General features: G+C 71.5%; 28 protein-coding genes. 17 read left to right on the forward strand and 11 right to left on the reverse strand.

What is annotated here, in order from left to right; all coding sequences use genetic code 11:
* Positions 1 to 19: 19 nt before the first annotated feature.
* On the reverse strand, positions 20 to 982 hold the full coding sequence (locus AOQ53_RS23035) for an LLM class F420-dependent oxidoreductase (protein ID WP_059420059.1): 963 nt from the start codon (positions 980 to 982) through the stop codon (positions 20 to 22).
* Between the two features lie 172 nt (positions 983 to 1,154).
* Between AOQ53_RS23035 and AOQ53_RS23040 the strand changes: the two genes are divergently transcribed.
* From AOQ53_RS23040 to AOQ53_RS23100, 13 genes are all read left to right on the forward strand, one after another.
* Positions 1,155 to 3,056: an NAD(P)/FAD-dependent oxidoreductase gene (locus AOQ53_RS23040; RefSeq protein ID WP_078945447.1), complete on the forward strand. Its 1,902-nt coding sequence runs from the start codon at positions 1,155 to 1,157 to the stop codon at positions 3,054 to 3,056.
* Positions 3,053 to 4,900: a transketolase gene (locus tag AOQ53_RS23045; protein WP_059420062.1), complete on the forward strand. Its 1,848-nt coding sequence runs from the start codon at positions 3,053 to 3,055 to the stop codon at positions 4,898 to 4,900. The genes AOQ53_RS23040 and AOQ53_RS23045 overlap by 4 nt, the downstream gene beginning before the upstream one ends.
* Positions 4,897 to 5,826, forward strand: coding sequence for a non-homologous end-joining DNA ligase (ligD, locus tag AOQ53_RS23050; protein WP_059420064.1), 930 nt, complete (start codon positions 4,897 to 4,899; stop codon positions 5,824 to 5,826). Before AOQ53_RS23045 ends, ligD begins: the two co-directional genes overlap by 4 nt.
* Before the next feature lie 93 nt (positions 5,827 to 5,919).
* Entirely contained in the window at positions 5,920 to 6,279 is a 360-nt protein-coding gene (locus AOQ53_RS23055; RefSeq protein WP_078945452.1) for a gas vesicle protein GvpO, read from the forward strand.
* Positions 6,280 to 6,326: 47 nt separating this feature from the next.
* Positions 6,327 to 6,761 carry a gas vesicle structural protein GvpA gene (locus AOQ53_RS23060; protein WP_010038714.1) on the forward strand — a complete coding sequence of 145 codons (435 nt, stop codon included), beginning with the start codon at positions 6,327 to 6,329 and terminating at the stop codon, positions 6,759 to 6,761.
* The gene (locus tag AOQ53_RS23065; RefSeq protein ID WP_059420066.1) at positions 6,758 to 7,531 is read left to right on the forward strand and encodes a GvpL/GvpF family gas vesicle protein; all 774 of its coding nucleotides are present in this window, start codon (positions 6,758 to 6,760) and stop codon (positions 7,529 to 7,531) included. Before AOQ53_RS23060 ends, AOQ53_RS23065 begins: the two co-directional genes overlap by 4 nt.
* A 4-nt stretch (positions 7,532 to 7,535) precedes the next feature.
* Positions 7,536 to 7,799 carry a gas vesicle protein GvpG gene (locus tag AOQ53_RS23070; protein ID WP_059420067.1) on the forward strand — a complete coding sequence of 88 codons (264 nt, stop codon included), beginning with the start codon at positions 7,536 to 7,538 and terminating at the stop codon, positions 7,797 to 7,799.
* Positions 7,796 to 8,425 (forward strand): hypothetical protein, encoded by a 630-nt coding sequence (locus AOQ53_RS23075; protein ID WP_059420069.1) that lies wholly within the window; start codon positions 7,796 to 7,798, stop codon positions 8,423 to 8,425. The genes AOQ53_RS23070 and AOQ53_RS23075 overlap by 4 nt, the downstream gene beginning before the upstream one ends.
* A complete protein-coding gene (locus AOQ53_RS23080) occupies positions 8,422 to 9,537 on the forward strand; it encodes an SRPBCC family protein (protein WP_059420070.1) in 1,116 nt (371 codons plus the stop codon). Before AOQ53_RS23075 ends, AOQ53_RS23080 begins: the two co-directional genes overlap by 4 nt.
* Positions 9,534 to 9,872 (forward strand): gas vesicle protein, encoded by a 339-nt coding sequence (locus tag AOQ53_RS23085; protein WP_059420071.1) that lies wholly within the window; start codon positions 9,534 to 9,536, stop codon positions 9,870 to 9,872. Before AOQ53_RS23080 ends, AOQ53_RS23085 begins: the two co-directional genes overlap by 4 nt.
* On the forward strand, positions 9,869 to 10,624 hold the full coding sequence (locus AOQ53_RS23090) for a GvpL/GvpF family gas vesicle protein (RefSeq protein ID WP_059420073.1): 756 nt from the start codon (positions 9,869 to 9,871) through the stop codon (positions 10,622 to 10,624). Before AOQ53_RS23085 ends, AOQ53_RS23090 begins: the two co-directional genes overlap by 4 nt.
* Positions 10,625 to 10,640: 16 nt before the next feature.
* A complete protein-coding gene (locus AOQ53_RS23095) occupies positions 10,641 to 10,829 on the forward strand; it encodes a gas vesicle protein (RefSeq protein WP_003994122.1) in 189 nt (62 codons plus the stop codon).
* Positions 10,826 to 11,146, forward strand: coding sequence for a gas vesicle protein K (locus AOQ53_RS23100; protein ID WP_059420074.1), 321 nt, complete (start codon positions 10,826 to 10,828; stop codon positions 11,144 to 11,146). Before AOQ53_RS23095 ends, AOQ53_RS23100 begins: the two co-directional genes overlap by 4 nt.
* 1 nt (position 11,147) lies before the next feature.
* Here AOQ53_RS23100 and AOQ53_RS23105 read toward each other — a convergent pair whose 3' ends face one another.
* From AOQ53_RS23105 to AOQ53_RS23115, 3 genes are all read right to left on the reverse strand, one after another.
* On the reverse strand, positions 11,148 to 11,318 hold the full coding sequence (locus AOQ53_RS23105; protein ID WP_059420075.1) for a hypothetical protein: 171 nt from the start codon (positions 11,316 to 11,318) through the stop codon (positions 11,148 to 11,150).
* A gap of 42 nt (positions 11,319 to 11,360) precedes the next feature.
* Positions 11,361 to 12,182, reverse strand: coding sequence for a class I SAM-dependent methyltransferase (locus AOQ53_RS23110; protein ID WP_059420077.1), 822 nt, complete (start codon positions 12,180 to 12,182; stop codon positions 11,361 to 11,363).
* Between the two features lie 99 nt (positions 12,183 to 12,281).
* Positions 12,282 to 13,667, reverse strand: a complete 1,386-nt coding sequence (locus tag AOQ53_RS23115; RefSeq protein WP_174523331.1) for a bifunctional phosphatase PAP2/diacylglycerol kinase family protein — start codon at positions 13,665 to 13,667, stop codon at positions 12,282 to 12,284.
* Positions 13,668 to 13,756: 89 nt separating this feature from the next.
* On the opposite strand from AOQ53_RS23115, the gene AOQ53_RS23120 reads away from it, so the two are divergent.
* Both AOQ53_RS23120 and AOQ53_RS23125 read left to right on the forward strand, forming a co-directional pair.
* Positions 13,757 to 14,299 (forward strand): MOSC domain-containing protein, encoded by a 543-nt coding sequence (locus tag AOQ53_RS23120; protein ID WP_078945449.1) that lies wholly within the window; start codon positions 13,757 to 13,759, stop codon positions 14,297 to 14,299.
* Positions 14,300 to 14,495: 196 nt separating this feature from the next.
* Positions 14,496 to 16,115 carry an ATP-binding cassette domain-containing protein gene (locus tag AOQ53_RS23125; RefSeq protein WP_059420079.1) on the forward strand — a complete coding sequence of 540 codons (1,620 nt, stop codon included), beginning with the start codon at positions 14,496 to 14,498 and terminating at the stop codon, positions 16,113 to 16,115.
* 16 nt (positions 16,116 to 16,131) lie between these two features.
* Here AOQ53_RS23125 and AOQ53_RS23130 read toward each other — a convergent pair whose 3' ends face one another.
* Positions 16,132 to 17,229 (reverse strand): baeRF2 domain-containing protein, encoded by a 1,098-nt coding sequence (locus tag AOQ53_RS23130; RefSeq protein ID WP_059420081.1) that lies wholly within the window; start codon positions 17,227 to 17,229, stop codon positions 16,132 to 16,134.
* Positions 17,230 to 17,294: 65 nt separating this feature from the next.
* Between AOQ53_RS23130 and AOQ53_RS23135 the strand changes: the two genes are divergently transcribed.
* Positions 17,295 to 17,582 carry a DUF6158 family protein gene (locus AOQ53_RS23135; RefSeq protein ID WP_010038687.1) on the forward strand — a complete coding sequence of 96 codons (288 nt, stop codon included), beginning with the start codon at positions 17,295 to 17,297 and terminating at the stop codon, positions 17,580 to 17,582.
* A 628-nt stretch (positions 17,583 to 18,210) separates the two neighbouring features.
* Here the strand turns inward: AOQ53_RS23135 and AOQ53_RS23140 are convergent.
* The 6 genes from AOQ53_RS23140 to AOQ53_RS23165 all read right to left on the reverse strand — a co-directional run bounded on the left by AOQ53_RS23140 (position 18,211) and on the right by AOQ53_RS23165 (position 24,544).
* On the reverse strand, positions 18,211 to 20,313 hold the full coding sequence (locus tag AOQ53_RS23140) for a catalase (RefSeq protein ID WP_059420083.1): 2,103 nt from the start codon (positions 20,311 to 20,313) through the stop codon (positions 18,211 to 18,213).
* Positions 20,313 to 20,855 carry a type 1 glutamine amidotransferase domain-containing protein gene (locus AOQ53_RS23145; RefSeq protein ID WP_059420084.1) on the reverse strand — a complete coding sequence of 181 codons (543 nt, stop codon included), beginning with the start codon at positions 20,853 to 20,855 and terminating at the stop codon, positions 20,313 to 20,315. Before AOQ53_RS23145 ends, AOQ53_RS23140 begins: the two co-directional genes overlap by 1 nt.
* Before the next feature lie 5 nt (positions 20,856 to 20,860).
* Entirely contained in the window at positions 20,861 to 21,535 is a 675-nt protein-coding gene (locus AOQ53_RS23150; RefSeq protein ID WP_059420085.1) for a hypothetical protein, read from the reverse strand.
* Entirely contained in the window at positions 21,532 to 21,963 is a 432-nt protein-coding gene (locus tag AOQ53_RS23155; protein WP_059420086.1) for a CBS domain-containing protein, read from the reverse strand. The genes AOQ53_RS23150 and AOQ53_RS23155 overlap by 4 nt, the downstream gene beginning before the upstream one ends.
* Positions 21,964 to 22,047: 84 nt before the next feature.
* The gene (locus tag AOQ53_RS23160) at positions 22,048 to 22,449 is read right to left on the reverse strand and encodes a DUF2795 domain-containing protein (protein ID WP_059420087.1); all 402 of its coding nucleotides are present in this window, start codon (positions 22,447 to 22,449) and stop codon (positions 22,048 to 22,050) included.
* Positions 22,450 to 22,750: 301 nt separating this feature from the next.
* Entirely contained in the window at positions 22,751 to 24,544 is a 1,794-nt protein-coding gene (locus AOQ53_RS23165) for a thiamine pyrophosphate-requiring protein (RefSeq protein ID WP_059420088.1), read from the reverse strand.
* A gap of 242 nt (positions 24,545 to 24,786) precedes the next feature.
* Between AOQ53_RS23165 and AOQ53_RS23170 the strand changes: the two genes are divergently transcribed.
* Positions 24,787 to 25,581 carry an RNA polymerase sigma factor SigF gene (locus tag AOQ53_RS23170; RefSeq protein ID WP_059420090.1) on the forward strand — a complete coding sequence of 265 codons (795 nt, stop codon included), beginning with the start codon at positions 24,787 to 24,789 and terminating at the stop codon, positions 25,579 to 25,581.

Consider the following 25,581-nt stretch of genomic DNA (forward strand, 5'->3'; position numbering starts at 1 on the left):
CGGGTCGAGCGGCCTTCCGTCAGACGGCCTGCTGGAGCTGCGGCAGCACCTTCGTGCGGTAGAAGTCGAAGAAGCCGCGTAGGTCCGGGCCTATCTGGTTGACGTAGACCCGGTCGAAGCCCGCGTCGGCGAACTGCTTCAGTTCGGCCACGTGCTCGTCCACGTCATCGCCGCACACCCGGTTCTCACGCACCATGTCCTCGGTGACCAGCTGCTGCGCCTGCTCGAAGTGCTTCGGGGACGGCAGCACCTGGCCCAGCTCGCCGGGCAGCTGCTCGTTCGCCCAAAGCCGGTGGACGGTCCGTACGGCCTCGTCCCTGTCGGTGTCGTAGCAGACCTTGGTACCGCCGCTGACCAGCTTTCCGCCGCCCCCGCCCTTGCGGTACTGCTCCACCATCGTCTCGTCCGGCATGACCGTGATGTAGCCGTCGCCGACGCGGGAGGCGAGCTGGGTCGCCGCCGGGCCGAAGCCGGAGATGTCGATCGGGATCGGCTCGTCCGGGACCGTGTAGAGGCGGGCGTTCTCCACCGTGTAGTGCGGGCCGTGGTGGTTCACCTCCTCGCCGGTGAACAGCCGGCGCATCACCTGGATGGCCTCCTCCAGCATGTCCAGACGGACGTGGGCCGGGGGCCAGTGGTCGCCCAGGATGTGCTCGTTCAGGGCCTCGCCTGAGCCGACGCCGAGCCGGAAGCGGTTGTCCGTCATCACCGCGCTGGTCGCCGCGGCCTGCGCCACCACCGCCGGGTGCATCCGCACGGTCGGGCAGGTCACCGCCGTCTCGACCGGCAGGGACACCGCCTCGGACAGCGCGCCGATCACCGACCACACGAACGGGCTCTGGCCCTGCTCGTCGTTCCACGGGTGGTAGTGGTCCGAGATCCACAGCGCCTGGAATCCGGCCTGCTCGGCCATCCGCGCCTGCTCGATCAGCTCGGCGGGTCCGTACTGCTCGCACGAGAGGAAGTAACCGTACTCGGGCATGGGGGAGTGCCTCCGCGACGTGGGCGGTCCGTATCCCGCACCGGGTACCCGGGCGCCGGTCCGGAAACCGGCGGCGTTCGGCCGGGAGGGCCCCGGCGGACGTTTGGGTGCCCTGGCCAGGGGGACGCGGAAGGCTCCCGAGCTACGCGACAGCGCCGGAGGCGAGCCAACCGTGAGTCGACCCCGCATCGTGATCGTCGGTGCCGGCTTCGCCGGGTACCGCACGGCACGCACCCTGTCCCGGATGACCCGGGGCCGGGCGCACATCACCCTGCTGAACCCGACCGACTACTTCCTGTATCTGCCCCTGCTTCCCCAGGTCGCCGCCGGTGTCCTGGAGCCGCGCCGGGTCACGGTCTCCCTCTCGGACACGCTGCCGGACGTACGGCTGGTGCTGGGCGAGGCCGACCGCATCGACCTCGACGGACAGACCCTGCACTACACCGGCCCCGAGGGCGACGACGGCACACTCGCCTACGACCGGCTGGTGCTCGCCGCCGGCAGCGTCAACAAGCTGCTGCCGATCCCCGGCGTCGCCGAGTACGCGCACGGCTTCCGGGGGCTGCCGGAGGCGCTGTACCTGCGCGACCACGTGACCCGGCAGGTGGAGCTGGCGGCCGCCGCCGACGATCCCAAGAGTTGCGCCGCCCGGTGCACCTTCGTCGTGGTCGGCGCCGGCTACACCGGCACCGAGGTCGCCGCGCACGGGCAGATGTTCACCGACGCGCAGGTCCGCAAGCACCCGCTGCGGCAGGGCATGCGGCCGCGCTGGATGCTGCTGGACGTGGCGCCGCGGGTGCTGCCCGAGATGGACGAGAAACTGTCCACCACCGCCGACCGGGTGCTGCGACAGCGGGGCGTGGACGTGCGGATGGGCACCTCCGTGAAGGAGGCCACGCCCGACGGGGTCGTGCTGACCGACGGCGAGTTCGTCGAGACCCGGACCCTGGTGTGGTGCGTGGGCGTACGGCCCGACCCGCTGGTCGAGTCCCTCGGGCTGCCGATGGAGAAGGGGCGGCTGCTCGTCGACCCGCACCTCCAGGTGCCGGGCCGGCCCGAGCTGTTCGCCTGCGGTGACGTGGCCGCGGTGCCGGATCTGGACAAGCCGGGGAGCTACACGCCGATGACCGCGCAGCACGCCTGGCGGCACGGCAAGGTCGCGGCGGAGAACGTCGCCGCCTCGCTGGGCCTCGGCGGCGCGCGCAAGCCGTACCGCCATCGCGACCTGGGCTTCGTCGTCGACCTGGGCGGTGCGAAGGCCGCCGCCAACCCGCTCGGCGTGCCCCTGTCCGGGGTGCCGGCGGGTGCGGTGACGCGGGGCTACCACCTCGCCGCGATGCCCGGCAACCGTGTCCGGGTCGCCGCCGACTGGCTGCTGGACGCGGTACTGCCGCGCCAGGCCGTGCAGTTGGGACTCGTCCGGTCCTGGTCCGTGCCGCTGGACACGTCCTCGCCGGAGCTGGCCCGGGTGCCGGGCGGGCCGGAGCGGCGGCAGGAGGCGAGCGCCCGTTCGGGGCCGGGGGCGGCGATCGCGGCCGACACGCACGACGGGGGGACCGGCGCCGGATCCGGGAAGGGCCGGGCCGGAGACGAACCCGCGAAGGGGCATCCCGGATCCAGGGTGACGCAGGACCGGCCCGGATCCGGGACCGCACAGCGCCGATCGGAAGAGGAACTGGCCAAGGGCCGCCCCGGCGGCGAACCGGCCAGGAACTGGCCGACCGACGAGCCTGCCAAGGGACCGCTCGGGAGCGGGTCCGCGAAGGGGCAGCTGGGTGGAGAGCCGGCGAAGGGGCGGCTCGGTGGGGAGTCGGCCAGGAGCCGGGCCGGGGGTGAACCGCCGAAGGGGCAGTCCGGGGGCGAGCCTGCCAGGAACCAGCCCGGGGGCGAGCCTGCCAGGAACCAGCCCGGTGGCGAGCCTGCCAGGAACCAGCCCGGCGGCGAGCCTGCCAAAAACCAGCCCGGGCCCACCCCACAGCCCCCGGCCGACCAGCCACCCCCAGGCCCCGACACCGCCCCCGGCCCAGTCAAGCGATCCGACGTCCCGGACGACTCCGCGAAAGGAGACTCATGAACACCGGTGAACTCACCGACCTCGGACAGCAGCTGCGGGTGGACAGTGTCCGCGCTGCCGCCGCCGCGGGCTCCGGGCACCCGACGTCATCCATGTCCGCCGCGGACCTGATGGCCGTCCTGCTCGCGCGCCACTTCCGCTACGACTTCGACCGCCCCGCCCACCCCGGCAACGACCGCTTCGTCCTCTCCAAGGGACACGCCTCCCCGCTGCTGTACTCCGCGTACAAGGCGGCCGGCGCCATCGACGACGAGGAACTGCTCACCTTCCGCAAGCTGGGCAGCCGCCTCGAAGGGCACCCCACACCGCAGCGTCTGCCCTGGGTCGAGACGGCCACCGGCTCGCTCGGGCAGGGCCTGCCGGTCGGTGTCGGCATCGCGCTGGCCGGCAAGCGGCTGGACCGCACCGGCTACCGCGTGTGGGTGCTGTGCGGCGACAGCGAACTGGCCGAGGGATCCGTGTGGGAGGCCGCCGAGCACGCCGGGTACGAGCACCTGGACAACCTCACCGTGATCGTCGACGTCAACCGGCTCGGCCAGCGCGGCCCGACCCGGCACGGCCACGACCTGGACGCCTACGCCCGCCGCTTCCAGGCCTTCGACTGGCACACCATCGAGGTCGACGGGCACGACGTGGACGCGATCGACCGCGCCTGCGGTGAGGCCGCGTCCACCAAGGGCCAGCCCACCGCGATCCTGGCCCGCACCCTCAAGGGCAAGGGCGTCGAGGGCGTCCAGGACCGCGAGGGCCTGCACGGCAAGCCGCTGCCCGAGGCCGACGACGCGATCGCCGAACTCGGTGGGCCGCGTGACATCCACGTCCGGGTGCAGGAGCCGCCCGCCGCCCGGATGCTGCACTCGGTCCACACCGGGAACTTCGAACTGCCGGCGTGGGACAAGGGCGAGGAGGTCGCCACCCGCAACGCCTTCGGGCAGGCGCTGGCCGCGCTCGGCACGGGCCGCGGTGACATCGTCGCCCTGGACGGAGAGGTCGGCGACTCCACCCGTGCCGAGTTCTTCGCCAAGGAGCACCCCGACCGCTACTTCGAGTGCTACATCGCCGAGCAGCAGCTGGTCGCCTCGGCGGTCGGGCTCGCGGCCCGCGGCTGGGTGCCGTACGCCGCCACCTTCGCGGCCTTCCTGACCCGGGCCTACGACTTCGTCCGGATGGCGTCCATCAGCGGCTCCGGCATCAACCTCGTCGGCTCGCACGCGGGGGTCGCCATCGGCCAGGACGGGCCCAGCCAGATGGGCCTGGAGGACCTGGCGATGATGCGGGCGGTGCACGGCTCGACCGTGCTGTACCCCTGCGACGCCAACCAGACCGCGCGGCTCGTCGGTGCGATGGCCGGCCTGGAGGGCGTCCGCTACCTGCGCACCTCGCGCGGCGAGAGTCCGGTGATCTACGGCCCGGACGAGGAGTTCCCGGTCGGCGGGAGCAAGGTGCTGCGCTCCTCCGACAGCGACCGGCTGACCCTGGTCGCGGCTGGCGTCACCGTGCACGAGGCGCTGGCCGCCGCCGACGCCCTGGAGGGGGAGGGCATCCAGGCACGGGTGATCGACCTGTACTCGGTGAAGCCCGTCGACCGGGCCGCCCTGCGGCGGGCCGCCGAGGAGACCGGCTGCCTGGTGACCGTGGAGGACCACCACCCGGAGGGCGGCATCGGCGACGCGGTCCTGGAGGCCTTCGCCGACGGACGCCCCGTACCGCGCCTGGTACGGCTCGCCGTGCGGAGCATGCCGGGCTCGGCCTCCCCGGACGAGCAGCTGCACGCCGCGGGCATCGACGCCGAGTCCATCGCGGCGGCCGGGCGGCTGCTGGTGGAGGAGGCGGTCGTGCCGTGAGCGGCGGCGACGGCACGCGCCGGGTGCGGGCGGGCCGCCGCACGGTGGAGGTGCACCGGCCGGACAAGGTGCTCTTCCCCGGCGGCGGGGACGCCAAGGAGTACACCAAGGGTGACCTGGTGGACTACCACCGGGCTGTCGCGCCCTTCATGCTGCCGCACCTGCGCGGCCGTCCGCTGATGCTGGGGCGGCACCCGGACGGGCTCGACGGCCCGCGGTTCATGCAGAAGAACACCCCCGAGAGCTATCCGGAGTGGATCACCCGCGTCGAGGTGGCCAAGGAGGGCGGCACCGTCCGCCACGTCGTCTGCGACGACACCGCCACCCTCCTCTACCTGGCCGACCAGGCCGGCATCACCCTGCACCGCTGGCTGTCCCGCGCCGACAGCGTCGACCACCCCGACCGGCTGGTCTTCGACCTGGACCCGGCGGAGGACGACTTCGACGCCGTGCGCGGGGCCGCCCGGCTGCTGGGGGAGCTGCTGGACGAGCTGGAGCTGCCCTCGGCGCTGATGACCACCGGATCGCGCGGGCTGCACGTGATCGTGCCGTTGAACGGCCGGCACGACTTCGACGAGGTGCGCTCCTTCGCCCGGGACGTCGCCGACACCCTCGCCGACGCCCACCCCGACCGGCTCACCACCGCCGCGCGCAAGAAGGACCGCGGTGAGCGGCTCTACCTCGACGTGCAGCGCAACGCCTACGCGCAGACCGCCGTCGCGCCCTTCACGGTCCGGCCCCGCCCGGGCGCACCCGTGGCCACCCCCATCACCTGGGACCAGCTGGACGACCCGGAGCTGCATGCCCGCCGCTGGACCATCGCCGACGCCGTGGAGCAGGCCCGCAGCAACCCCTGGTCAGGCCTGCTGGACCGCGGCCGGGCGCTGGGGCCGGCCCGGCGGCGGCTCAACGCCCTGCGCGGCTGAGCGCCACCCCGGTGGCCGCCGGCGCGTGGCAGATGCATGCGCCCGTACAGGTTTGGCGAACACGCTTGCGGCCACACGAAGGGGGAGGTGGCCATGTCGAACACAAAAAACCCGCAAGAGTCACAGAGTTCACAGAAGAACTCCCAGAATTCGCACAAGTCAACTGGTAATACGGCCGACGACCGGCCGAGCCCCATGGAGGTGCTGCGCCAGGCGCGCAGCCAGCTCGCGGAGCTCACCGGCATGACCGCCGAGTCCGTGTCGTCCTTCGAGCAGACCGAGCAGGGCTGGGCGCTGGAGGTCGAGGTCCTCGAACTCGAGCGCGTGCCCGACACGATGAGCCTGATGGCGAGCTATCAGGTGGAGCTCGACGGCCAGGGACAGCTCACGGGTTATCGGCGCGTCCGCCGCTACGAGCGGGGGCGGTCCGACTCGCGAAGGAGCGGGCGCTAGGACCGCCCGAGCGCACCCGAACCCACAGACAAGGAGGGACATCCGGCATGACAGTCGTACCGGCACAGCAGACCGGAGGCGGAGGCGGCAGCAGCGGTCTCTACGACGTGCTTGAACTTGTTCTGGACAGGGGGCTCGTCATCGACGCATTCGTGCGAGTCTCCCTGGTCGGCATCGAGATCCTGAAGATCGACGTTCGCGTCGTCGTCGCCAGCGTCGACACCTATCTGCGCTTCGCCGAGGCGTGCAACCGGCTCGACCTGGAGGCCGGGCCGCGCAAGGACCCGGGCCTGCCCGACCTGGTCGGGGAGATGACCGAGTCCGGCGCGCGCGGCAAGTCGAAGGGGGCGCTGTCCGGCGCCGCCGAAACCATCTCCGACGCCTTCAAGCAGGCGCGTTCCGAAGGCTCCGAGCAGGAGACCGAGTCCCGTCCGCGAGCCCGTAAGAGCACGTCCGCCCGCCGGAAGGAGGAGCAGGAGTGAGCACCTACGTCTACGGCATCGCGGCGAGTTCGCACCCCGGGCTCCCCGAGGGCATGGGCGGTGTCGGCGACCCGCCACGCCCGGTGCGCATCCTGCGCGAGGGCGACCTGGCGGCCGTCGTCAGCGAGGCGCCCGAAGGGCTGCGGCCCAAGCGCAAGGACCTGCTCGCCCACCAGAACGTGCTCAGCGAGGCGGGCGCGGCCGGCTGTGTGCTGCCCATGCGGTTCGGCAGCGTCGCCCCGGACGACAACTCGATCACCGGGGTCCTCGCCGAGCGCGCCGAGCACTACAAGGAGCGCCTGCGGGCCCTGGACGGCCGGGTCGAGTACAACGTCAAGGCCAACCACGTCGAAGAGGCCGTACTGCACCAGGTGATGGCCGAGAACCCGGACATCCGCGGTCTCGCGGAGGCCAACCGGCAGGCAGGTGGCGGCAGTTACGACGACAAGATCCGGCTCGGCGAGATGGTCGCGGCCGCGGTCAAGGGCCGGGAGGCCGAGGACGCCGCCGCACTCCAGCGCGTCCTGGAACCGTCCGCCGAGGACGTGAGCGTGGGCCCCGAGTCCACCGGCTGGCTGGCCAACGTGTCGTTCCTGGTGGACCGGGAGTCCGCCGAGAACTTCCTGGCGGCCGTGGAAGAGGCCCGCAAGGAACTGCCGCACCTGGAGGTGCGTGTCAACGGACCGCTGCCGCCGTACAGCTTCGTCGAGCCCGGCCAGACCGAGCCGACGGGCACGGTGACGAGCGGCACGGGCACCGGAGCGGAGTGACGACGTGGGCCTGATCTCGGAGGTGCTGCTGCTGCCGTTCGCACCGGTGCGCGGCAGCGCCTGGGCCATCAGACAGGTGCTCCAGGAGGCCGAGCGGATCTACTACGACCCCGCCACAGTCCGGGCCGAACTGTCCCGTCTGGAAGAGCAGTTGGAGGCCGGTGAGATCACCGAGGAGGAGTTCGACCGCCTCGAGGACGAACTCCTCGACCGGTTGGAGATCGCTTCGCGCGGGAGCGCGGGAACGGGCAACGGGACAACACAATGAACCGAGTGGGACTGGGTCTCGCCGTGGGGGCCGGATACCTCCTGGGACGGACCAAGAAACTGAAGATGGCGGCGGCCGTCGGCGGCCTGGTGGCCGGGAAGCGGATGAACCTGAGCCCGCGCATGGTCGCGGACCTGGTCCAGCAGCAGCTGCGGAACAACCCGCAGTTCAAGGAGATCGGCGACCAGCTGCGGCAGGATCTGCGCGGTGTCGGCAAGGCGGCCTCCGGTGCCATGGTCGAGCGGCAGCTCGACGCCTTGGCCGACCGGCTGCACGGCCGTACGGCCCAGGTGCGCGACCAGCTGGCGGGCGTGGTGCCCGGCGCGGGCGACAGCGAGGACGAGGAGCCCGAGGTCGAGGCCGAGGACTCCGGGCCGGAGGAGGACGAGGAGCGGGAGCCGGCCCCGAAGCAGGCGGCGAAGAAGGCCCCGGCCAAGAAGGCGCCGGCGAAGAAGACGGCGAAGAAGACGGCGAAGAAGGCCCCTGCCAAGAAGGCCCCTGCCAAGAAGACGGCGGGCCGGAAGGCGGCGGCGAAGAAGACCACGGCCGCGAAGAAGGCGGCCTCCGCCGGGAACAGGGGCGGCAGTTCCCGGACCCGGCTGCCGAAGGGAGGCGGTGAGGAATGACCGACACTCTCGGATCAGCGACCTCCGCCGCAAACGGAGCGAGGAAGAACCCGCTCACCGACGCGGCCCACAGCGAGGCCGCCGACCGGCTGAAGGCCGAGTTGCAGGAGTACCTCACCGCCCAGGCCACCCGCATGCTGACCGGCGTGGGCCGCAAGCTCGGCGAGACCACCAACAGACTGAACGACATCGCCGAGGGCAACAGCCCCGGCTTCGGCAAGCTCGCCCTCGACGGCGGCCGCAAGCTCGCCGAGGGCAAGGGCCCGGTGCGTGCCGCACTGGAGACCGGCGGCTCACGCGTCAAGGACAAGGTCACGGACGCCCTGAAGAACCTGGGCGGCGGCAAGGGCAAGCGCTCGGCGGGCAAGAAGCCCACCGTCATCATCGAACACATCGACGTCGGCGTACCGCTGCGCACGGCGTACGACCAGTGGACCCAGTACCAGGACTTCAGCACGTTCGCGAAAGGTGTCAAGAGCGCGAACAGGGCCGACGACACCACGTCGGACTGGCAGCTGAAGGTCTTCTGGTCCAACCGCAGCTGGAAGGCGAAGACGACGGAGCAGGTGCCCGACGACCGCATCGCGTGGGCGTCGGAAGGCGCCAAGGGCACGACGAAGGGCGTGGTCTCCTTCCATAGCCTCGCCGACAACCTCACGCGGGTCCTGCTGGTCATCGAGTACTACCCCACGGGCCTGTTCGAGAAGACCGGCAACATCTGGCGCGCCCAGGGCCGCCGTGCCCGGCTCGACCTGAAGAACTTCGTCCGCTTCATCACGATCAAGGGTGAGGCGGAGGACGGCTGGCGCGGCGAGATCCGCGACGGCGAGCTCGTCCGCAGCCACGAGGACGCCCTCGCCGAGGAGTCCGAGGACGAGCGCCCCGAGGGTGAGGAGCCCGAGGACGAGTACGCCGAGGAGGAGCCGGAAGAGGAAGGCGCGGAGGAACCCGAGGGCGAGTACGAGGACGAAGCCGAGTCCGAGTACGACGACGAGGAAGCGCCCGAGGAGGAGCCCCGGGAAGAGCCCGAGGAAGAACCTGAAGGGGAGTACGAAGAGGACGAGGCCGACGAGTACGAGGACGAGTACGCCGAAGGCGGGAGCCGGCGATGACGACGCCCAGCAGGATGCCCGAACCCTACGGCCATGGAAGCGGCGCCAACCTCGCCGACATCCTGGAACGGGTGCTCGACAAGGGCATCGTCATCGCGGGCGACATCCGTATCAACCTGCTCGACATCGAACTCCTCACCATCAAGCTGCGTTTGATCGTCGCCTCGGTGGACAAGGCGAAGGAGATGGGCATCGACTGGTGGGAGACCGATCCGGCACTGAGCTCGCGGGCCCGCCGTGACGAACTGACCCGTGAGAACGCCGAGTTGCGCGAGAGGCTGGCCCGGCTGGAGGAACTGGAGCCCGGCCGTGCGCAGGAGAAGGAGGCATCGTGACCGGACTGCGGTACGTCTACGCCGTCTGCCGCCCCTTCGGCACGCCGCTCCAGTCCCAGCTGACGGGGGTGGCGGGCGATCCGCCCAGAGCGCTGAACCACCACGGCCTCGTCGCCGTGGTCAGCCACGTACCGGAGCGGGACTTCGCGGAGGAACCGCTCCGCGCCCATCTGGAGGACCTCGACTGGCTCACCGAGACCGCCCGCGCCCACCAGGGCGTCATCGACGCGCTCACCACCGTCACGACCCCGCTGCCGCTGCGGCTCGGCACCGTCTTCCGGGACGACAGCGGCGTACGGACGATGATCGAGGCCCGTGAAGAGGACTTCCGGCGCACCCTCGAGCGGCTGGAGGGCCGTGTCGAGTGGGGCGTGAAGGTGTATGCCGAGTCCGAACCGCAGGAGAGCCCCCGGCCCGCGCAGAAAGCCACGTCGGGCCGTGACTACCTGCGGCAGCGGCGTATGCAGACCAGGTCGCACGAGGAGATGTGGCAGAAGGCGGAAAGCTTCGCAAGTCGACTGCACGAAAGGCTTTCCGCCTTCGCGGAGGATTCCCGGCTGCACCCCCCGCAGAACCCCACGCTTTCCAAAGCGACCGGGCGGAACGTACTGAACGCCGCCTATCTCGTACCGCGCGCGCATTCCGAGGAATTCGTGGAAATGGTGGACCGCACGAAGGGCGAGGTGCCCGGAATGCGTGTCGAACTCACCGGACCCTGGGCGGCCTATTCTTTCGCCGGGGAGGCCACATGACCGACAGGGAGAGGCCGTGACCGTAGTGGAACGCCGCGAGGTCGCCCTGGTGGACCTGCTCGACCGGCTGCTCGCCGGCGGTGTCGTGATCACGGGGGACATCACGCTGCGCATCGCCGACGTCGACCTCGTCCGTATCGACCTCAACGCGCTCATCAGCTCGGTGAACGCCCAGGTGCCCTCCCCGTTCGAGGAGTTGCTGTGACGTCGTCCGACCAGCCCGCGCAGGATCCGCGGCCGCGCCGCAACCGGCTGGACCTGGAACCCGACACCGTCGAGCGTGACCTGGTCAAACTCGTGCTCACGGTGGTGGAGCTGCTGCGCCAGCTCATGGAGCGTCAGGCGCTGCGCCGGTTCGACGGGGGGGATCTGAGCGAGGAGCAGGAGGAGCGGATCGGGCTCACTCTCATGCTGCTGGAGGAGCGGATGGCGGAACTGCGCGATCGCTACGGACTGCGGCCCGAGGACCTCAATCTGGACCTCGGGCCGCTCGGACCGCTGCTTCCCCGGGACGGGGGCTAATTCACCACCTGTACCACCGGCCCCTGCCTCCGGTCGCCGACGTACCACGGACGAAGAATCCCAGGAGCCACAGAACCAGAACCGCCAACGCGATCCACCAGAGTACCTTTACTGCGAATCCGGCGCCGAAAAGGATCAAAGCCAGAAGCAGTACCAGCAGGATGGGAACCATAATTCGAACCTCCTGCTTTTAGGGTGTCCCCGAATCCGTATTTCAGGCGTCCTTTCGGCAGAGAATTTCTCCGTGCAGCACGGTGAACCAGCCGTCCTCCCGCTCCCCCCACTGCCGCCAGGCGTCGGCCACGGCACGCAACCGCGCCTCGCTCGCGTGCCCGCCCAGCCGGGCGCGGTCCGCGTACGCCGGCGCCAGCGTCCGGTCCGCCCACAGCCCGCTCCACCAGGCCCGCTCCTCCTGCGTGGCGAAGGTCCAGGTGCCGGAGGTCGCCGTGACGTCCGCGAACCCGGCTCGCAGCGCCCACGCCTTCAGCCGGCGCCCGGCGTCCGGCTCACCGCCGTTCGCCCGGGCGACCCGGCGGTAGAGGTCCAGCCAGTCGTCGAGCCCCTCGGACGCCGGGAACCAGGTCATGGCCTCGTAGTCGGCGTCCCGCACGGCGACGAGGCCCCCGGGCTTCACCACCCGCCTCATCTCGCTCAGCGCCCGCACCGGATCGCCCACGTGCTGAAGCACCTGGTGGGCGTGGACCACGCAGAACGTGTCGTCCGGGTAGTCCAGGGCGTGCACGTCGGCGACCGCGAAGTCGGCGTTGGCCAGCCCCCGCCCGGCAGCCGTGGCACGGGCCCGCTCCAGGATCTCCGGCTCCCGGTCGACGCCGGTGACATGTCCGTCGGGCACGAGCGCGGCCAGGTCGGCGGTGATGGTGCCCGGTCCGCACCCGACGTCCAGGATCTTCATGTGGGGGCGGAGCGACGGCACCAGATATGCGGCCGAGTTGGCGGCGGTGCGCCAGGTGTGCGAACGCAGCACCGATTCGTGGTGCCCGTGCGTGTAGACAGCGGTCTCCCGTGGTTCCGGCATGGCGGATCCCCCCTATTCCGTTCGGGTCGGCATGGGGTCACCGTACGCAGCTCGGCCGCATGTTGAGACCACATTCTCGCCATATGGACTGATGGTTCGTCAGTCGGAAGGGATCGGCCGGTAGACGGTCAGCGCCTCGGGCAGCTTCTCCAGGGTGACGCGGCCCTCCACCTCGATGACCTCACCGTCGTAGGCGAGGAGGGTGCCGGGCGCCACGTGGTCCAGCCGCAGCCGTCCCACCTGGACGGCGGCGTGGGCGGGGGAGCGGGTCAGCGGCCCCGCGAGGGCGGCGGCGAGCAGCCTGACCGCCGGCCGGCGTCCACCGTGCACGACCCGCACGTCGAGTTGCCCGTCCGCGAGGTCCTTCCGGCGCCCGGACGCCAGCCCCATGCGGTGGTAGGTGCCGTTCCCGGCGAAAAGCAGCCACAGGGGGCGCGTGCGGCCCTGGAACTCGGCCTCCAGCGGGTGCCGGTCGGCCCGCAGCACGCGCAGGGCCGCGAACACGCCGGCGGGCCAGCCGCCGATCCGGTGCGACCAGCGCTCCCGCTCGCGCACGAGCTCCGGATAGACGCCGACACTGCACGTGTTGAGGAAGACACCGTGCTTCCCGCCGCAGGAGTACCGGCCCACGTCCACGCACACGGCCTCGCTCTCACGCAGCGCGCGGGCGAGATCGCGTACGTCCTCGATGCCCAGGTCGTAGGCGAAGTGGTTCAGCGTCCCGCCCGGCAGCACCGCGAGGGGCAGGTGGAAACGGATCGCGACGCGGGCGGCGGCGTTCACCGTGCCGTCACCGCCGCACACGCCGAGGACCCGGGCGCGGGCGGCCGCCTCCTCCAACTCTGCGGGCACGTCTCCCGGCTCGCACTCGACGACCTCGGCCCGGGGGAGGGCGTCCCGCAGGGCGCGGGCACGCTCGGCGCTCCCCGCGGCGGTGTTCGCGACCAGCACGAGTCCCTCGCCGTCCGGCAGCGCCGGAACCTCGGCGCGAGGGTGGGCCGGCGGGGCGACCTGGCCGCGCGTCGGCACCATGCCCCGCACTGCGAACGCGGCACCGACACCCAGGGCGGCGCCCGTCAGGACGTCGCTCGCGAAGTGCGCGCCCGCGTGGCCGCGGGAAAGGGCGACGGAGGCGGCCACCGGGGCGACGACCGTGCCCCAGGCGGGGGACTCCAGGGCGACACCGGTCGCGAAGGCGGCGGCGGCCGCGGCCTGCCCGGAGGGGAACGAGGTGGTGATCGGCCGCCGCTTCGGCTGCCCCACCAGCGGGGCCGGTGCCGGGCGGGGGCGGAGGAGGGTGCGCTTGCCGAGGGCGTTGACGGTGAGGGAGGCGAGGTCGAGTGAGGCCAGTCCCCGGGTCGCCGCGCGGCGGGCACGGGGAGTGCGGGTGACCGCGAGGGCGGCGGCGGCCGCGAGCCACAGGGCGCCGTGGTTCGCGCTGCGGTTCAGGCGGGACAGGACGGGGTCCAGGGCGGCGGGCGTCATGGCATGCGGGTACCCCGAGGGGTGGACACACCGACCGTCCACGGGCAGGCTCGGGGTGATCATCGTGACCGAAGAGGGGGATCCGAGGCATGAGCGGGATAGTGACGGCGGTCAGCAGCAACGGGGAGTACTCGTTCACCAAGCCGAACCGGGACAGCATCAGGCTGCTCGCCGGTCTCGGAGTGGAGGGGGACGTGCACGCCGGTGTGAGGGTCAAGCACCGTTCGCGCGTCGCACAGGATCCCACCCAGCCGAACCTGCGCCAGGTGCACCTCATGCACGAGGAACTCTTCGCCGAGGTCGGTGAAGAGGGGTTCAAGGTGGCGCCCGGTGAACTCGGCGAGAACATCACCACGCAGGGCATCGATCTGCTCGGTCTGCCGGTCGGCACATTGCTGCGCATCGGCGACACGGCGGTCCTGGAGGTGACCGGTCTGCGCAATCCCTGCATCCAGATCGACAACTTCCAGAACGGTCTGCTGAAGCGGGTCGTCGGACGTGACGAGGCGGGGAACGTCGTACGCAAGGCCGGGATCATGAGCGTGGTGCGGGAAGGGGGCGTGGTGCGTCCCGGGGACACGATCGAGGCGGAACTTCCCACCGGTCCCCACCGGCCTCTGGACCGCGTCTGAGTCTGTCCGCGTCTGCCGGTACTCGGCGTTGTCGCTGAGGCCGGGTGGGTCCGCAGGACGGCGTCGCCGGGTGCCGCTTCTTCGGGACTGGTGCCGCCCTGGCGGCACGACTGTCCGCAGCTGAGCCGGGACGCGGCCCCCACCCGGTCGGAAATGCGTTTGCCCAGCGCGCCGTCGTCCCCGCAGAATCGCGCTCATGGGTCACCTGGAAGCCGCGCACCTGGAGTACTACCTGCCTGACGGAAGGGCGCTGCTGGGTGATGTCTCGTTCCGGGTGGGGGAGGGGGCCGTCGTCGCCCTCGTGGGACCCAACGGGGCCGGGAAGACGACCCTGCTTGGGATGCTCGCCGGTGAGATCAAGCCGCACGGCGGAACCGTCACCGTAGGCGGCGGGCTCGGCGTGATGCGGCAGTTCGTCGGGTCCGTACGCGACGAGACGACCGTACGGGACCTGCTCGTGTCCGTCGCCATCCCCCGCATCCGCGAGGCGGCCCACGCCGTGGACACCGCCGAGCACGCCCTCATGACCGTCGACGACGAGGCCGCCCAGCTGAAATACGCGCAGGCCCTCGCCGACTGGGCCGAGGCCCGCGGCTACGAGGCCGAGACGCTGTGGGACATGTGCACCACGGCCGCACTGGGCATCCCTTACGACAAGGCGCAGTGGCGCCAAGTACGCACCCTCTCCGGCGGCGAGCAGAAGCGGCTCGTCCTGGAGGCCCTCCTGCGCGGCACCGACGAGGTGCTCCTCCTCGACGAGCCGGACAACTACCTCGACGTCCCCGGCAAGCGCTGGCTGGAGGAGCGCCTCGCCGAGACGCGCAAGACCGTCCTCTTCGTCTCCCACGACCGCGAACTCCTCGCCCGCGCGGCCCAGCGCATCATCTCCCTGGAACCGGGCCCCGCGGGCGCCGACGCCTGGGTGCACGGCGGCGGCTTCGCCACCTACCACGAGGCCCGGCGTGAACGCTTCGCCCGCTTCGAGGAGTTGCGCAGGCGCTGGGACGAGAAGCACGCCCAGCTGAAGAAGCTCGTACTGACGCTGCGTCAGGCCGCCTCCAACAGCGACGATTTGTCCTCCCGCTACCGCGCTGCCCAGACCAGGCTCCGCAAGTTCGAAGAGGCCGGACCGCCCCCGGAGCCGCCCCGCGAGCAGGACATCAGGATGCGGCTGAAGGGCGGCCGCACCGGCGTCCGGGCCGTCACCTGCGAGCGCCTGGAGCTGACCGGCCTGATGAAGCCCTTCGACCTGGAGGTCTTCTACGGCGAACGCGTCGCCGTCCTCGGCTCCAACGGCTCGGGCAAGTCCCACTTCCTGCGCCTGCTCGCCGGCGACGACGTGGCACACACGGGAAACTGGAAGCTGGGGGCCCGGGTCGTACCCGGCCACTTCGCGCAGACGCACGCGCACCCGGAGCTGGAGGGCCGCACACTGCTCGACATCCTGTGGAAGGAGTACTCACAGGACCGGGGCGCGGCGATGTCGCGGCTGCGCCGCTACGAGCTGACGAACCAGGCCGAGCAGACGTTCGACCGCCTGTCCGGCGGCCAGCAGGCCCGCTTCCAGATCCTCCTGCTGGAGCTCCAGGGCGTGACGGCGCTGCTGCTCGACGAGCCGACCGACAACCTGGACCTGGAGTCCGCGGAGGCGCTCCAGGAGGGCCTGGAGTCCTTCGACGGCACGGTCCTCGCGGTCACGCACGACCGCTGGTTCGCCCGCTCCTTCGACCGTTACCTCGTCTTCGGCAGCGACGGCCGGGTCCGGGAGACTCCGGACCCGGTCTGGGACGAACGCCGGGTGGAACGGGCCCGCTAGGGGCCCGGCTCCCCGCTCACTTCCAGCGCAGCAGCGCCCCGAGTCCGCCGACCGGAACTTCGTGCTCCGCAACGGCCAGTGCCGCCGCGTCCGTCGCCACGGCCGACCGGATCAGCGCGTCGTCCGCCCGGGCCGGCCAGGAGTGCTGCTCGCCGAGGATCTTCAGGTCCGTACGCCGCACCGCCAGCTGGTCCGGGTCCTCGCCGATCCACACCTCGCGATGCGCGTCCGGCCCGTCCGGCCTGATCAGCAGCTCGTCGATGCGGTGCTCACGCGCCGCCTCGACCAGCGCGGGCACACCCTCCACGGCCGCGGCCCGGCCCTCGTCGTCCGGGTTCCGGGCGGCCCGGAACCGCTCCAGCTCCGCCTCGGCCTGCCGCGCCACATGCTCGGCGCGGGCCCGCTCCACGTCCTCGTCGAGGAGCCGGCTGCCGATGCCGTGCGGCGCCTCGACGACGAGGCCGTGCAGCCGCTTGGGCAGCCGCTCGTGCACGGACCGCCGCTCACGGTCGTCGCCGACGAGAATGAGCAGGTCGGCGCGGGTCTCCTCCTGGCACACGGCGAGCGCGTCGGCGATCTCCGCGGCGTTGTGCTCCCAGGTGTTCTCCACCCGCAGCTGGAAATGCCGCTCGGACCAGTCCACGGAGCTCGTCCGGTGCACCGGCCACTGGCGCCCGGTGACGCTTCCGGCGCCCTCACTGCCCAGTGCGCTGCGCAGCTCGAAGTCCGCGCCCTTGCGGTCGACGTACGCCACCACGCACACCGGGTCCTCGCCGGCCAGCTCCAGCAGCGGCGTGACACGGGGCAGCGGAGCCCATTCGGCCCAGTCACCCTGCGGGGGACGGGCCAGCGGCGGATCGAGGATCACCTCGCCGGCGCGGGCGAACAGGGCCCGGCCGTTCGGTTCGGAGGAGTGCCGCAGGTCCTCGATCGCGCTCTGCACGGCCCGGCAGGTCGGCTCGTCCGCGCCCTGCTCGGCCAGCTGGCTGGCCATCGCCCGGGCCGTGAGCTGACGCTCATGGGGGGTGTCCTCCGTATGCCGGGAGGTGTCGACGTACACCGAGGCCCAAGGCCCGGGGTGTTCGTAGAGTGGGTGCAGAAAGGCGAGATCCATGGTTCCCTCCCGGATGCCGCTCGGGGGTAGTGCTCAGTTGCTCCCCGGGCGGGTACCCGGACCGCATGAACGAACACGACGAGCGGGGCAACACCATGACCGGAGTGGACCCTGACCGGCTGGACGACCAGCAGCTCATGAAGGAGCTGGAGACCATCCACCGCACGCGCCACGACACGCTGCTGTACGGCTCGAACGACGCGCTGCGGGCACACAACGAACGCATGGCGCAGCTCGAGGGCGAGTTCCTGCGCCGCAACCCGCGGCGCCCGGTGGCCGCGGGCCGCACACGCGAAGGGGCCCGGGAGCGGGGGAGCGGGGAGTCGACGACTCCCACGACCCCCGGCACCTGAACCCTGCCGGACCAGCACCGAAGCGCCGCATCCCGTGCCCGCACCGGCGCAACCCGCCCGGGCCGGCAGATCGCGCCCCGGCCGACAGCGGCACAACGCGACTCCGTCGGTACGGGCCCGCGCGGCACACCCCGACCCGGCTCGCACCGCATGAGCGCGCCCGCGCCCCGCACCGGCGCCTCGCGCGCGGTCGACGCCGCCCCGTCATGACGGCTTCGCATCGGCACAGGACGGGCCGCTCCACACCGGCGCAACCCGGCCTGGTCCGTACCGCACAAGTGTGCCTCGGCCCCGCATCGGCGCAACCCGGCCTGGTCCGCACCGCACAAGCGCGCCCCGGCCCGCACCGGCCGCTCGCGCGCGGGTCGGCACCGCCCGTCCCGACCGGGTTCGCCCCGGCACAAGGCGAGCTGCTCCGCGCCGCCACCACCCGGCCTGGTCCGCACCGCACAAGCGCGCCCCCGCCCCGTACCGGCGCCTCGTGCGCGGGGTGTCGCACCGGCACAACCCGAGCCGCAGCCCCAACCGGCACACCACGAGACGCCTCTCTCACAGCACACACTCGCAGTACGAAACGAGCCGGGCCGCGCCCCCACAAGCGCGGCCCGGCCCTGCCCCCGGCCCCGGCTCAGTGCCGCACCGGCCCCCGCCCCCAATGCCGGTGCGCCGCGATCGTGTCCACGAACGCGTTCAGGAACTCCTCGCTCGCCGGACCCGGCGAGGTGTCCGTCACCACGCCCTGGTCCGCGACCACGCGCTGGAACTCCGTCGACAGCCTCAGCCCCTCGGGCTCCAGCGCCGACAGGACGCCCACGCCCGAGCCGAGCGCGCCCACCGGCTTGCCGTGCCGGAAGGCGTCCCGTACGAACCGCACCGCGTCCGGGTCGGCCGCCGTCGGCGGGGTGCCGACGGGCCCGCCGGGCAGCAGTACGGCGTCGTACAGCACGGACGCCACGGTAGGCAGCGCACGGTCGACCGCGTACGTCTCACCGTCGGACCCGGTGATCGTCCCGTCCGTCGCGGCCAGCGCCTCGACGATCGCCCCCTCCGCGGCCAGCCGCTCCCGCACGGAGGTGATCTGCTCGGCGTCCACTCCGTCCGTGACGAGCACCGCGACCTGCCGCGTCCGGATCGAACCGTCCCCGCGCAGCGACTCCAGACTGAGTGCGGGGGAGGCCGGCTTGTCCGAAGTCTCCGCACCGGACGGCGCCGGCACCCCGACGCCCCGCGCCACCTGCACGGCCAGCTCCCCGTCGACCTTGGCCAGGTGCTCGACCGTACGCGCCCGCACGGTCCTCGCGCCCACCTTGCCGAGCTCGAACCGGAACGCCTCGACGATGTGCTGCTTCTCCCAGTCCGCCATGCTGTTCCAGAACATCGCCGGCTGGCTGTAGTGGTCCTGGAAACTCGGGCTGCGGCGGCGGATCTTGTGGCCGTCCACCCGTTCGGCGTAATGCGTGTAGGCGCTTCCCCCGGCGCCCGCGTGGGCCGGGCAGCCCCCGCCGAGCGAGTTCGGGAAGTAGTTCGTGCCGGAGTGGATCGCGCTCTGGTGATAGCCGTCGCGCTGGTTGTTGCGCACCGGTACGACCGGCCGGTTCACCGGCAGCTGCGAGAAGTTGGGCCCGCCCAGCCGGATCAGCTGGGTGTCCAGGTAGGAGAAGTTGCGCGCCTGGAGAAGCGGGTCGTTGGTGAAGTCGATGCCGGGGACGACGTTCGCCGTGTGGAAGGCGACTTGCTCGGTCTCCGCGAAGAAGTTCTCCGGGTTGCGGTCCAGCACCATCCGGCCGATCGGCCGCACCGGCACCTGCTCCTCCGGGATGATCTTCGTCGGGTCGAGCAGGTCGAAGTCGAACGCGAACTCGTCCTCCTCCGGCACGAGTTGCACACCCAGCTCCCACTCGGGGTACTCGCCCGCCTCGATCGCGTCCCACAGGTCACGCCGGTTGAAGTCCGGGTCGCGGCCCTGGCACTCCTGCGCCTCGTCCCACACCAGTGAGTGCACGCCGAGCCGCGGCTTCCAGTGGAACTTCACGAACGTGCCCTTGCCGTCCGCGTTGACGAACCGGAAGGTGTGCACGCCGAAGCCCTGCATCATGCGGTAGCTGCGCGGGATCGCCCGGTCCGACATCAGCCACATGATCGCGTGCAGCGTCTCCGGCTGGAGCGACACGAAGTCCCACAGGGTGTCGTGCGCGGACGCGCCCGTCGGGATGTCGTTGTGCGGCTCGGGCTTCACCGCGTGCACGAAGTCGGGGAACTTGACGCCGTCCTGGATGAAGAAGACCGGGAAGTTGTTCCCGACCAGGTCGTAGTTCCCCTCCGACGTGTAGAACTTGGTCGCGAAGCCGCGTACGTCCCGCACGGTGTCCGCCGAGCCCTTCGGGCCCTGCACGGTCGAGAACCGTACGAACACGGGCGTCCGTACGGCCGGGTCCTGGAGGAACGCCGCACGGGTGAACTCCGCGCAGGACTCGTATGGTTCGAAATAGCCGTACGCGCCCGCGCCCCGCGCGTGCACCACCCTCTCCGGGATCCGCTCGTGGTCGAAGCGGGTGAGCTTCTCCCGGAAGTGGAAGTCCTCCATCAGCGTCGGACCGCGCTCGCCCGCGGCCAGGGAGTCGTCGGTGTGGTCGACCTCGACGCCCTGGTCGGTGGTGAGCGGCCCGCCGGCCGGATCGTCCGCCCTGAACGCCTCGCGCTGCTCCTGCTTGCGGTCGGCCGGAGAGGCCATCAGGCGGCCTCCTCGGCGAAGACGTCGAGGAAGGTCTCGCAGAACGCCTTCAGGTCGTCCGGCTTACGGCTGGTGACCAGCTTGTTGGCACCGTGGTCACACACCTTCACCTGCTCGTCGACCCAGGTGCCGCCCGCGTTGCGGATGTCGGTCTGCAGGCTCGGCCAGGAGGTCAGCGACCGGCCGCGTACGACGTCCGCCTCGACCAGCGTCCACGGCGCGTGGCAGATCGCGGCCACGGGGCGGCCCTGCTCGAAGAAGTCCCGGACGAACGCGACGGCCTTGCCGTCCATCCGCAGGAAGTCCGGGTTGGCCACGCCGCCCGGCAGCACCAGAGCACCGAACGAGCCCGGCGCGCTCTCGCCCACGACCTCGTCCACGGGGAAGGTGTCCGCCTTGTCGAGGTGGTTGAACGCCTGGATCTCCCCCTGCTTCGTCGACACCAGCACGGGCTCGTGCCCGGCGTCCTTCGCGGCCTGCCACGGATCGGTCAGCTCCACCTGCTCGACGCCCTCGGGTGCCACCAGAAATGCGATGCGCATGATGTTCAACGTCCTTTCCCGGAGCGCGCGGCAGTCCAGTGCGCCGCGTCGCTCCTCGCGTTCTTGTCGTTCTTGCGGTTCCTGCGGCCCGTGCGCACGCACCGCAGCAACTCCTCGCCGTACGGCAGCAGCACGCAGGTGCCGATCGCCGCGGCGATGCCCGCCAGATAGCCGCGCGACAGCGGCCGCCGGCGCGGCACCAGCCGCCACGCGTCGGGGTCCCCGCGGCCGCCGCGCAGCAGCGACTTCACCTGGTCGGCGTGCAGGCACATCAGGGAGGCCAGCGCCCCGAACGGCAGCGACTCCAGAAAGCTGTGGATGTGCTGCTCGACCGGCTTGACCTCCCGCTCGCTCTCGACGGCCGTACGGACGTCCCACAGCGCCGTCGCCTCGTGCACCGCGGCCCCGCCCAGCTGCACGCTCAGCAGCAGCGGGTTGACCTCGTAGCGCAGCGTCAGCGCGATCGGGATGCCGACCTCGGCCATCATCAACGAGTGGATCAACGACTCCTTGGTGCCCGCGGTCTCCTCGATACGGGTCCGCCGGTGCATCACCCAGTCGGCCACCCCGGGCACGAACCAGCTGGGCAGCAGCCCGTACAGCAGGTAGCGGGTCGTGGCGTCACCGACGTCTACGGTGACGCCGGTCGCACTGATCTCCTTCGCCTGGCCGATGCTCACGCACCTCCCCGGGCGTCCGGCTCGGCGCGGCTGATGTCGGCGAGCGCCGACGCGGGGTCCTCGGCCTCGGCCAGGTCGCCGAGGCTCACCATCCCGACCGGCAGTCCGTTCTCCACCACCGGCAGCCGGCGCACCGCGTGCTCGCGCATCAGCGTGACCGCGGTCGTCACCCGGTCGTCCGGCGTCACCGTCACCGGGTCCGGCGTGCACACCGACTGCGCGCTCACCGTCATCGGGTCGGCACCGTCGGCCACCGCCCGCACCGTGATGTCACGGTCGGTGAGCACGCCGATCACGTCCTGACCGTCGGCCACCACCACGTCGCCGATGTTCTGGGTACGCATCAACTGCGCCGCCTCGACGAGCGAGGCGTCCGGGCGTACGGCGACCACACCCGGGGTCATCACGTCCTTCACCAGTTCGGCCATCACTGAAGGCCCTCCCTCCGTTCCCCCTCCGGCGGGGGCGCCGCGGGCGGGCCGACCCGCCCGCGGCGCCCCCGCCCGCGGTCCTTACGCGTACTCCTCCGGCCCGGTCTCCCGGGCCCGGATCAGGGCCTGGGCCAGCTCCTGGACATTGCCGTAGCGCTCCTGGCGCGGCAGCCGCTCCAGGGCCTCGACGAGGGCGTCGGGTGCCTGGTGGCCGCGCAACTCGCGGGCCAGGTCGCGCGCGCTCGCGGGGAACACCCGGCGGCCCAGGATCCGGGCCAGCTCCAGGCGCACCGACTCCAGGGACGTCGGCGCACGGCTCGGCGTCACCGGCCCGTACGCGACCTCGGGGTCGTCCTCGGCGGCCGGCTCCGGGTCGTGCCACTCCTCACTGCGGGTGGGGTGCCCGGACCTGAGCAGCCCCTGGAGTTCGTGCTTCATCTCGTCGTCTCGGTGGACGCTCAGCCGGTCGCTGCCTCGCTGCATGTCTCCCTCCAGACGGTCGGGGGTCCGCACCGCGTACCCGAACACCGGGCGCCGACACGGGTTCGCCGCCCCGGATGGGTGCCCTCCGCACTGGTTTGCGCCACGGCCTGAGGGAGACCCGGATCACACCCCCCACACCTCTCTGGGGAAGGACACGCCATGGCGATGCTCGCTGTGCTCATTCCGCTGCTCATGCTCGGAGTGGTGCTGGTGCTGGGCCGTTACGAAGAACTGCTGCTGCCGCAGGACGACGCCGGCCGGCGCGAACCGGTCGGCGTGCCCCACACGGCCGCGACGACTGCTACTTCCTCTCACGTCCCGGCAGGAACTCCTGCATCTTCGCCTTGAAGCCCTGCTTGACCACCGATCCCCGGTCCGAGTCGCCCTTCAGGATCGACGCGGCGGTCGCCTCCATCTGCTCCCAGGTGGCGTGCGGCGGGATCGGTGGGACGGCCGGGTCGGTCAGGAACTCGACCACCGCGGGACCGTCCGCCTCCAGCGCGGCACGCCAGCCCGCCTCGACGTCCTCCGGCTTCTCCACCCGGATGCCGGTCAGCCCCAGGGAACGCGCGAACGCGGCGTACTGCACGTCCGGGAGCGCTTGCGACGGCAGGAACTGCGGCGCGCCCTCCATGGCCCGCATCTCCCACGTGACCTGATTCAGATCCTGGTTGTTCCACACGGCGACCACCAGCCGCGGGTCCTCCCACTGGTGGCGGTACTTCGCCGCCGTGATCAGCTCCGACATCCCGTTCATCTGCATCGCCCCGTCGCCCACCAGCGCGATCGCGGGCCGGTCCGGGTGCGCGAACTTCGCGCCGATCACGTACGGAACCCCACAGCCCATCGTCGCCAGCGTGCCGGAGAGCGAGCCCCGCATACCCGGTCGCATGGTCAGGTGCCGCGCGTACCAGTTGGCCGTCGAACCCGAGTCGGAGGCGACGATCGCGTTGTCCGGAAGCAACGGGTCCAAGGCGCGGGCCACGTACTCCGGATTGATCGGGTCGGCGTCGAGTCCGGCCCGGCGCTCCATGACGTCACGCCAGCGCGTCACGTTGGCGCACACCGTGTCGTACCACTCGCGCCCGCGCCCCTCCTCGATCAGCGGTATCAGCCGCTCCAGCGTGGCCTTCGCGTCGCCGACCAGGTTCACCTCGTACGGGTAGCGCATCCCGACCATGTGCGGATCGATGTCGATCTGCACACCCCGCGCCTTGCCGAACTCCGGCATGAACTGGGTGTACGGGAACGACGACCCGATGGTCAGCAGCGTGTCGCAGTCCCGCATCAGCTCGTACGACGGACGCGTGCCCAGCAGGCCGATCGAGCCGGTGACGTACGGCAGTTCGTCGCTGAGGACGTCCTTGCCGAGCAGCGCCTTGGCGACACCGGCGCCGAGCAGCTCGGCGATCCGCTCCACCTCGGCCCGCGCGCCGGCCGCGCCCTGGCCGACCAGGATCGCCACCTTGTCACCGGAGTTGAGGATCTCGGCGGCCCGGCGCACCGAATCGTCGGAGGGAACCGCCGTCCACGAACTGCGGTCCAGGCTGGAGGGCACCATCTTGAACTCGTGCGTCGGCGGCGAGTAGTCGAGTTCCTGCACGTCACCGGGGATGATGATGGCGGTGGGGCAGCGACGCGCGTACGCGGTGCGAATCGCCCGGTCCAGCACGTTGGGCAGCTGCTCCGGCACCGTCACCGTCTCCACGAAGTCGGAGGCGACGTCCTTGTACAGCGAGTGCAGATCCACTTCCTGCTGGTAGGAGCCGCCCATCGCGGTGCGGTGCGTCTGGCCGACGATCGCCAGCACCGGCACATGGTCAAGCTTGGCGTCGTACAGACCGTTCAGGAGATGGATCGCGCCCGGCCCCGACGTGGCCGTGCACACCCCGAGACGGCCGCTGAACTTGGCGTATCCGACAGCCTGGAACGCCGACATCTCCTCGTGCCGCGACTGCACGAAACGGGGCTGGTTCTCGGCCCGGCCCCACGCGGCCAGCAGGCCGTTGATGCCGTCGCCCGGATAGCCGAAGACCTCCTCGACCCCCCACTCGCGCAACCGCTCAAGGACGTGGTCGGAGACCTTGGTGCTCATGTACGACCTCCCGGACGTATGGGGACAGAGCCATCTGTACGAGTCACCCTGCGCGACGGCGGAAAACCTGTCCGGGTTTGCGGGTGAGGGCCGGGGGCAGGCGCACCCCAGTGCTTCGGACAGGAGGCACGTCCGTGGGAGCGGCCGATCGCGCCGCCACCGGCGCCCCTGGTCCGCACAGTCGATGCGCTCCCACGGTGACCGTCCAACCCAGAGCACCTTCAAGGGAATTGCGACGCATCATGCCGATCCACACCAGCACGAAGCAGCACCCCCACGACGACGCCCCCGACACCGCCGGCGCCTTCCGCAAGCTCGCCACCCTCCCCGCCGGCCCCGAGCGCGACGCGCTCCGCGACGAGATCGTCGAGGCCTGGCTGCCCATGGCAGACCGCCTCGCCGGACGCTTCCGCAGCCGCGGCGAGAGCTTCGAGGACCTGCGCCAGGTCGCGGCCCTCGGCCTGGTCAAGGCCGTCGACCGGTACGACCCCGAGCTCGGCAACGCCTTCGAGAGCTACGCCGTGCCCACCATCACCGGCGAGATCAAGCGCCACTTCCGGGACCACATGTGGACCCTGCACGTACCTCGCCGGGTCCAGGACCTGCGCAACCGCGTCCGGTTCGCCTCCCAGGACCTGTCCCAGACCATCTCCGGCCGACGGCCCACCGTGGCGGAGATCGCCGAACACGCGAAGCTGAGCGAGGAGGACGTCAAGACCGGCCTGGAGGCCCTGGAGAGCTTCACCGCCCTGTCCCTGGACGCGGAGCTGCCCGGCAGCGAGGACGGGTACTCCCTGAGCGACGCGCTCGGGTCGCCTGATCCGGCGCTGGACACGGTCGTGGACCGTGAGGCGGTGAAGTCGCGGCTGGCGGCGCTGCCGGAGCGGGAGCGGGCGATTCTGTACATGCGGTTCTTCGGGGACATGACGCAGAGCCGGATCGCCGAGGAGCTGGGGATCTCGCAGATGCATGTGTCCCGGCTGATCAGCCGGTGCTGCGGTCGGGTTCGGGAGCAGGTCATGCGGGATGTGGCCTAG

This window comes from Streptomyces azureus (genome assembly GCF_001270025.1).
In the GTDB taxonomy this organism is placed as follows: Bacteria; Actinomycetota; Actinomycetes; order Streptomycetales; family Streptomycetaceae; genus Streptomyces; species Streptomyces azureus.

What these genes read in the sequence shown, in the direction of transcription:
- AOQ53_RS23105 (WP_059420075.1), bottom strand. Translation starts at nt 11,318, where the DNA reads ATGGTTCCCATCCTGCTGGTACTGCTTCTGGCTTTGATCCTTTTCGGC.
- AOQ53_RS23035 (WP_059420059.1), bottom strand. Translation starts at nt 982, where the DNA reads ATGCCCGAGTACGGTTACTTCCTCTCGTGCGAGCAGTACGGACCCGCC.
- AOQ53_RS23165 (WP_059420088.1), bottom strand. Translation starts at nt 24,544, where the DNA reads ATGAGCACCAAGGTCTCCGACCACGTCCTTGAGCGGTTGCGCGAGTGG.
- AOQ53_RS23130 (WP_059420081.1), bottom strand. Translation starts at nt 17,229, where the DNA reads ATGGATCTCGCCTTTCTGCACCCACTCTACGAACACCCCGGGCCTTGG.
- AOQ53_RS23080 (WP_059420070.1), top strand. Translation starts at nt 8,422, where the DNA reads ATGACCGACACTCTCGGATCAGCGACCTCCGCCGCAAACGGAGCGAGG.
- AOQ53_RS23160 (WP_059420087.1), bottom strand. Translation starts at nt 22,449, where the DNA reads ATGCAGCGAGGCAGCGACCGGCTGAGCGTCCACCGAGACGACGAGATG.
- AOQ53_RS23085 (WP_059420071.1), top strand. Translation starts at nt 9,534, where the DNA reads ATGACGACGCCCAGCAGGATGCCCGAACCCTACGGCCATGGAAGCGGC.
- AOQ53_RS23045 (WP_059420062.1), top strand. Translation starts at nt 3,053, where the DNA reads ATGAACACCGGTGAACTCACCGACCTCGGACAGCAGCTGCGGGTGGAC.
- AOQ53_RS23145 (WP_059420084.1), bottom strand. Translation starts at nt 20,855, where the DNA reads ATGCGCATCGCATTTCTGGTGGCACCCGAGGGCGTCGAGCAGGTGGAG.
- AOQ53_RS23155 (WP_059420086.1), bottom strand. Translation starts at nt 21,963, where the DNA reads ATGGCCGAACTGGTGAAGGACGTGATGACCCCGGGTGTGGTCGCCGTA.
- AOQ53_RS23140 (WP_059420083.1), bottom strand. Translation starts at nt 20,313, where the DNA reads ATGGCCTCTCCGGCCGACCGCAAGCAGGAGCAGCGCGAGGCGTTCAGG.
- AOQ53_RS23060 (WP_010038714.1), top strand. Translation starts at nt 6,327, where the DNA reads ATGACAGTCGTACCGGCACAGCAGACCGGAGGCGGAGGCGGCAGCAGC.
- AOQ53_RS23075 (WP_059420069.1), top strand. Translation starts at nt 7,796, where the DNA reads ATGAACCGAGTGGGACTGGGTCTCGCCGTGGGGGCCGGATACCTCCTG.
- AOQ53_RS23125 (WP_059420079.1), top strand. Translation starts at nt 14,496, where the DNA reads ATGGGTCACCTGGAAGCCGCGCACCTGGAGTACTACCTGCCTGACGGA.
- AOQ53_RS23170 (WP_059420090.1), top strand. Translation starts at nt 24,787, where the DNA reads ATGCCGATCCACACCAGCACGAAGCAGCACCCCCACGACGACGCCCCC.
- AOQ53_RS23135 (WP_010038687.1), top strand. Translation starts at nt 17,295, where the DNA reads ATGAACGAACACGACGAGCGGGGCAACACCATGACCGGAGTGGACCCT.
- AOQ53_RS23055 (WP_078945452.1), top strand. Translation starts at nt 5,920, where the DNA reads ATGTCGAACACAAAAAACCCGCAAGAGTCACAGAGTTCACAGAAGAAC.
- AOQ53_RS23110 (WP_059420077.1), bottom strand. Translation starts at nt 12,182, where the DNA reads ATGCCGGAACCACGGGAGACCGCTGTCTACACGCACGGGCACCACGAA.
- AOQ53_RS23115 (WP_174523331.1), bottom strand. Translation starts at nt 13,667, where the DNA reads ATGACGCCCGCCGCCCTGGACCCCGTCCTGTCCCGCCTGAACCGCAGC.
- AOQ53_RS23120 (WP_078945449.1), top strand. Translation starts at nt 13,757, where the DNA reads ATGAGCGGGATAGTGACGGCGGTCAGCAGCAACGGGGAGTACTCGTTC.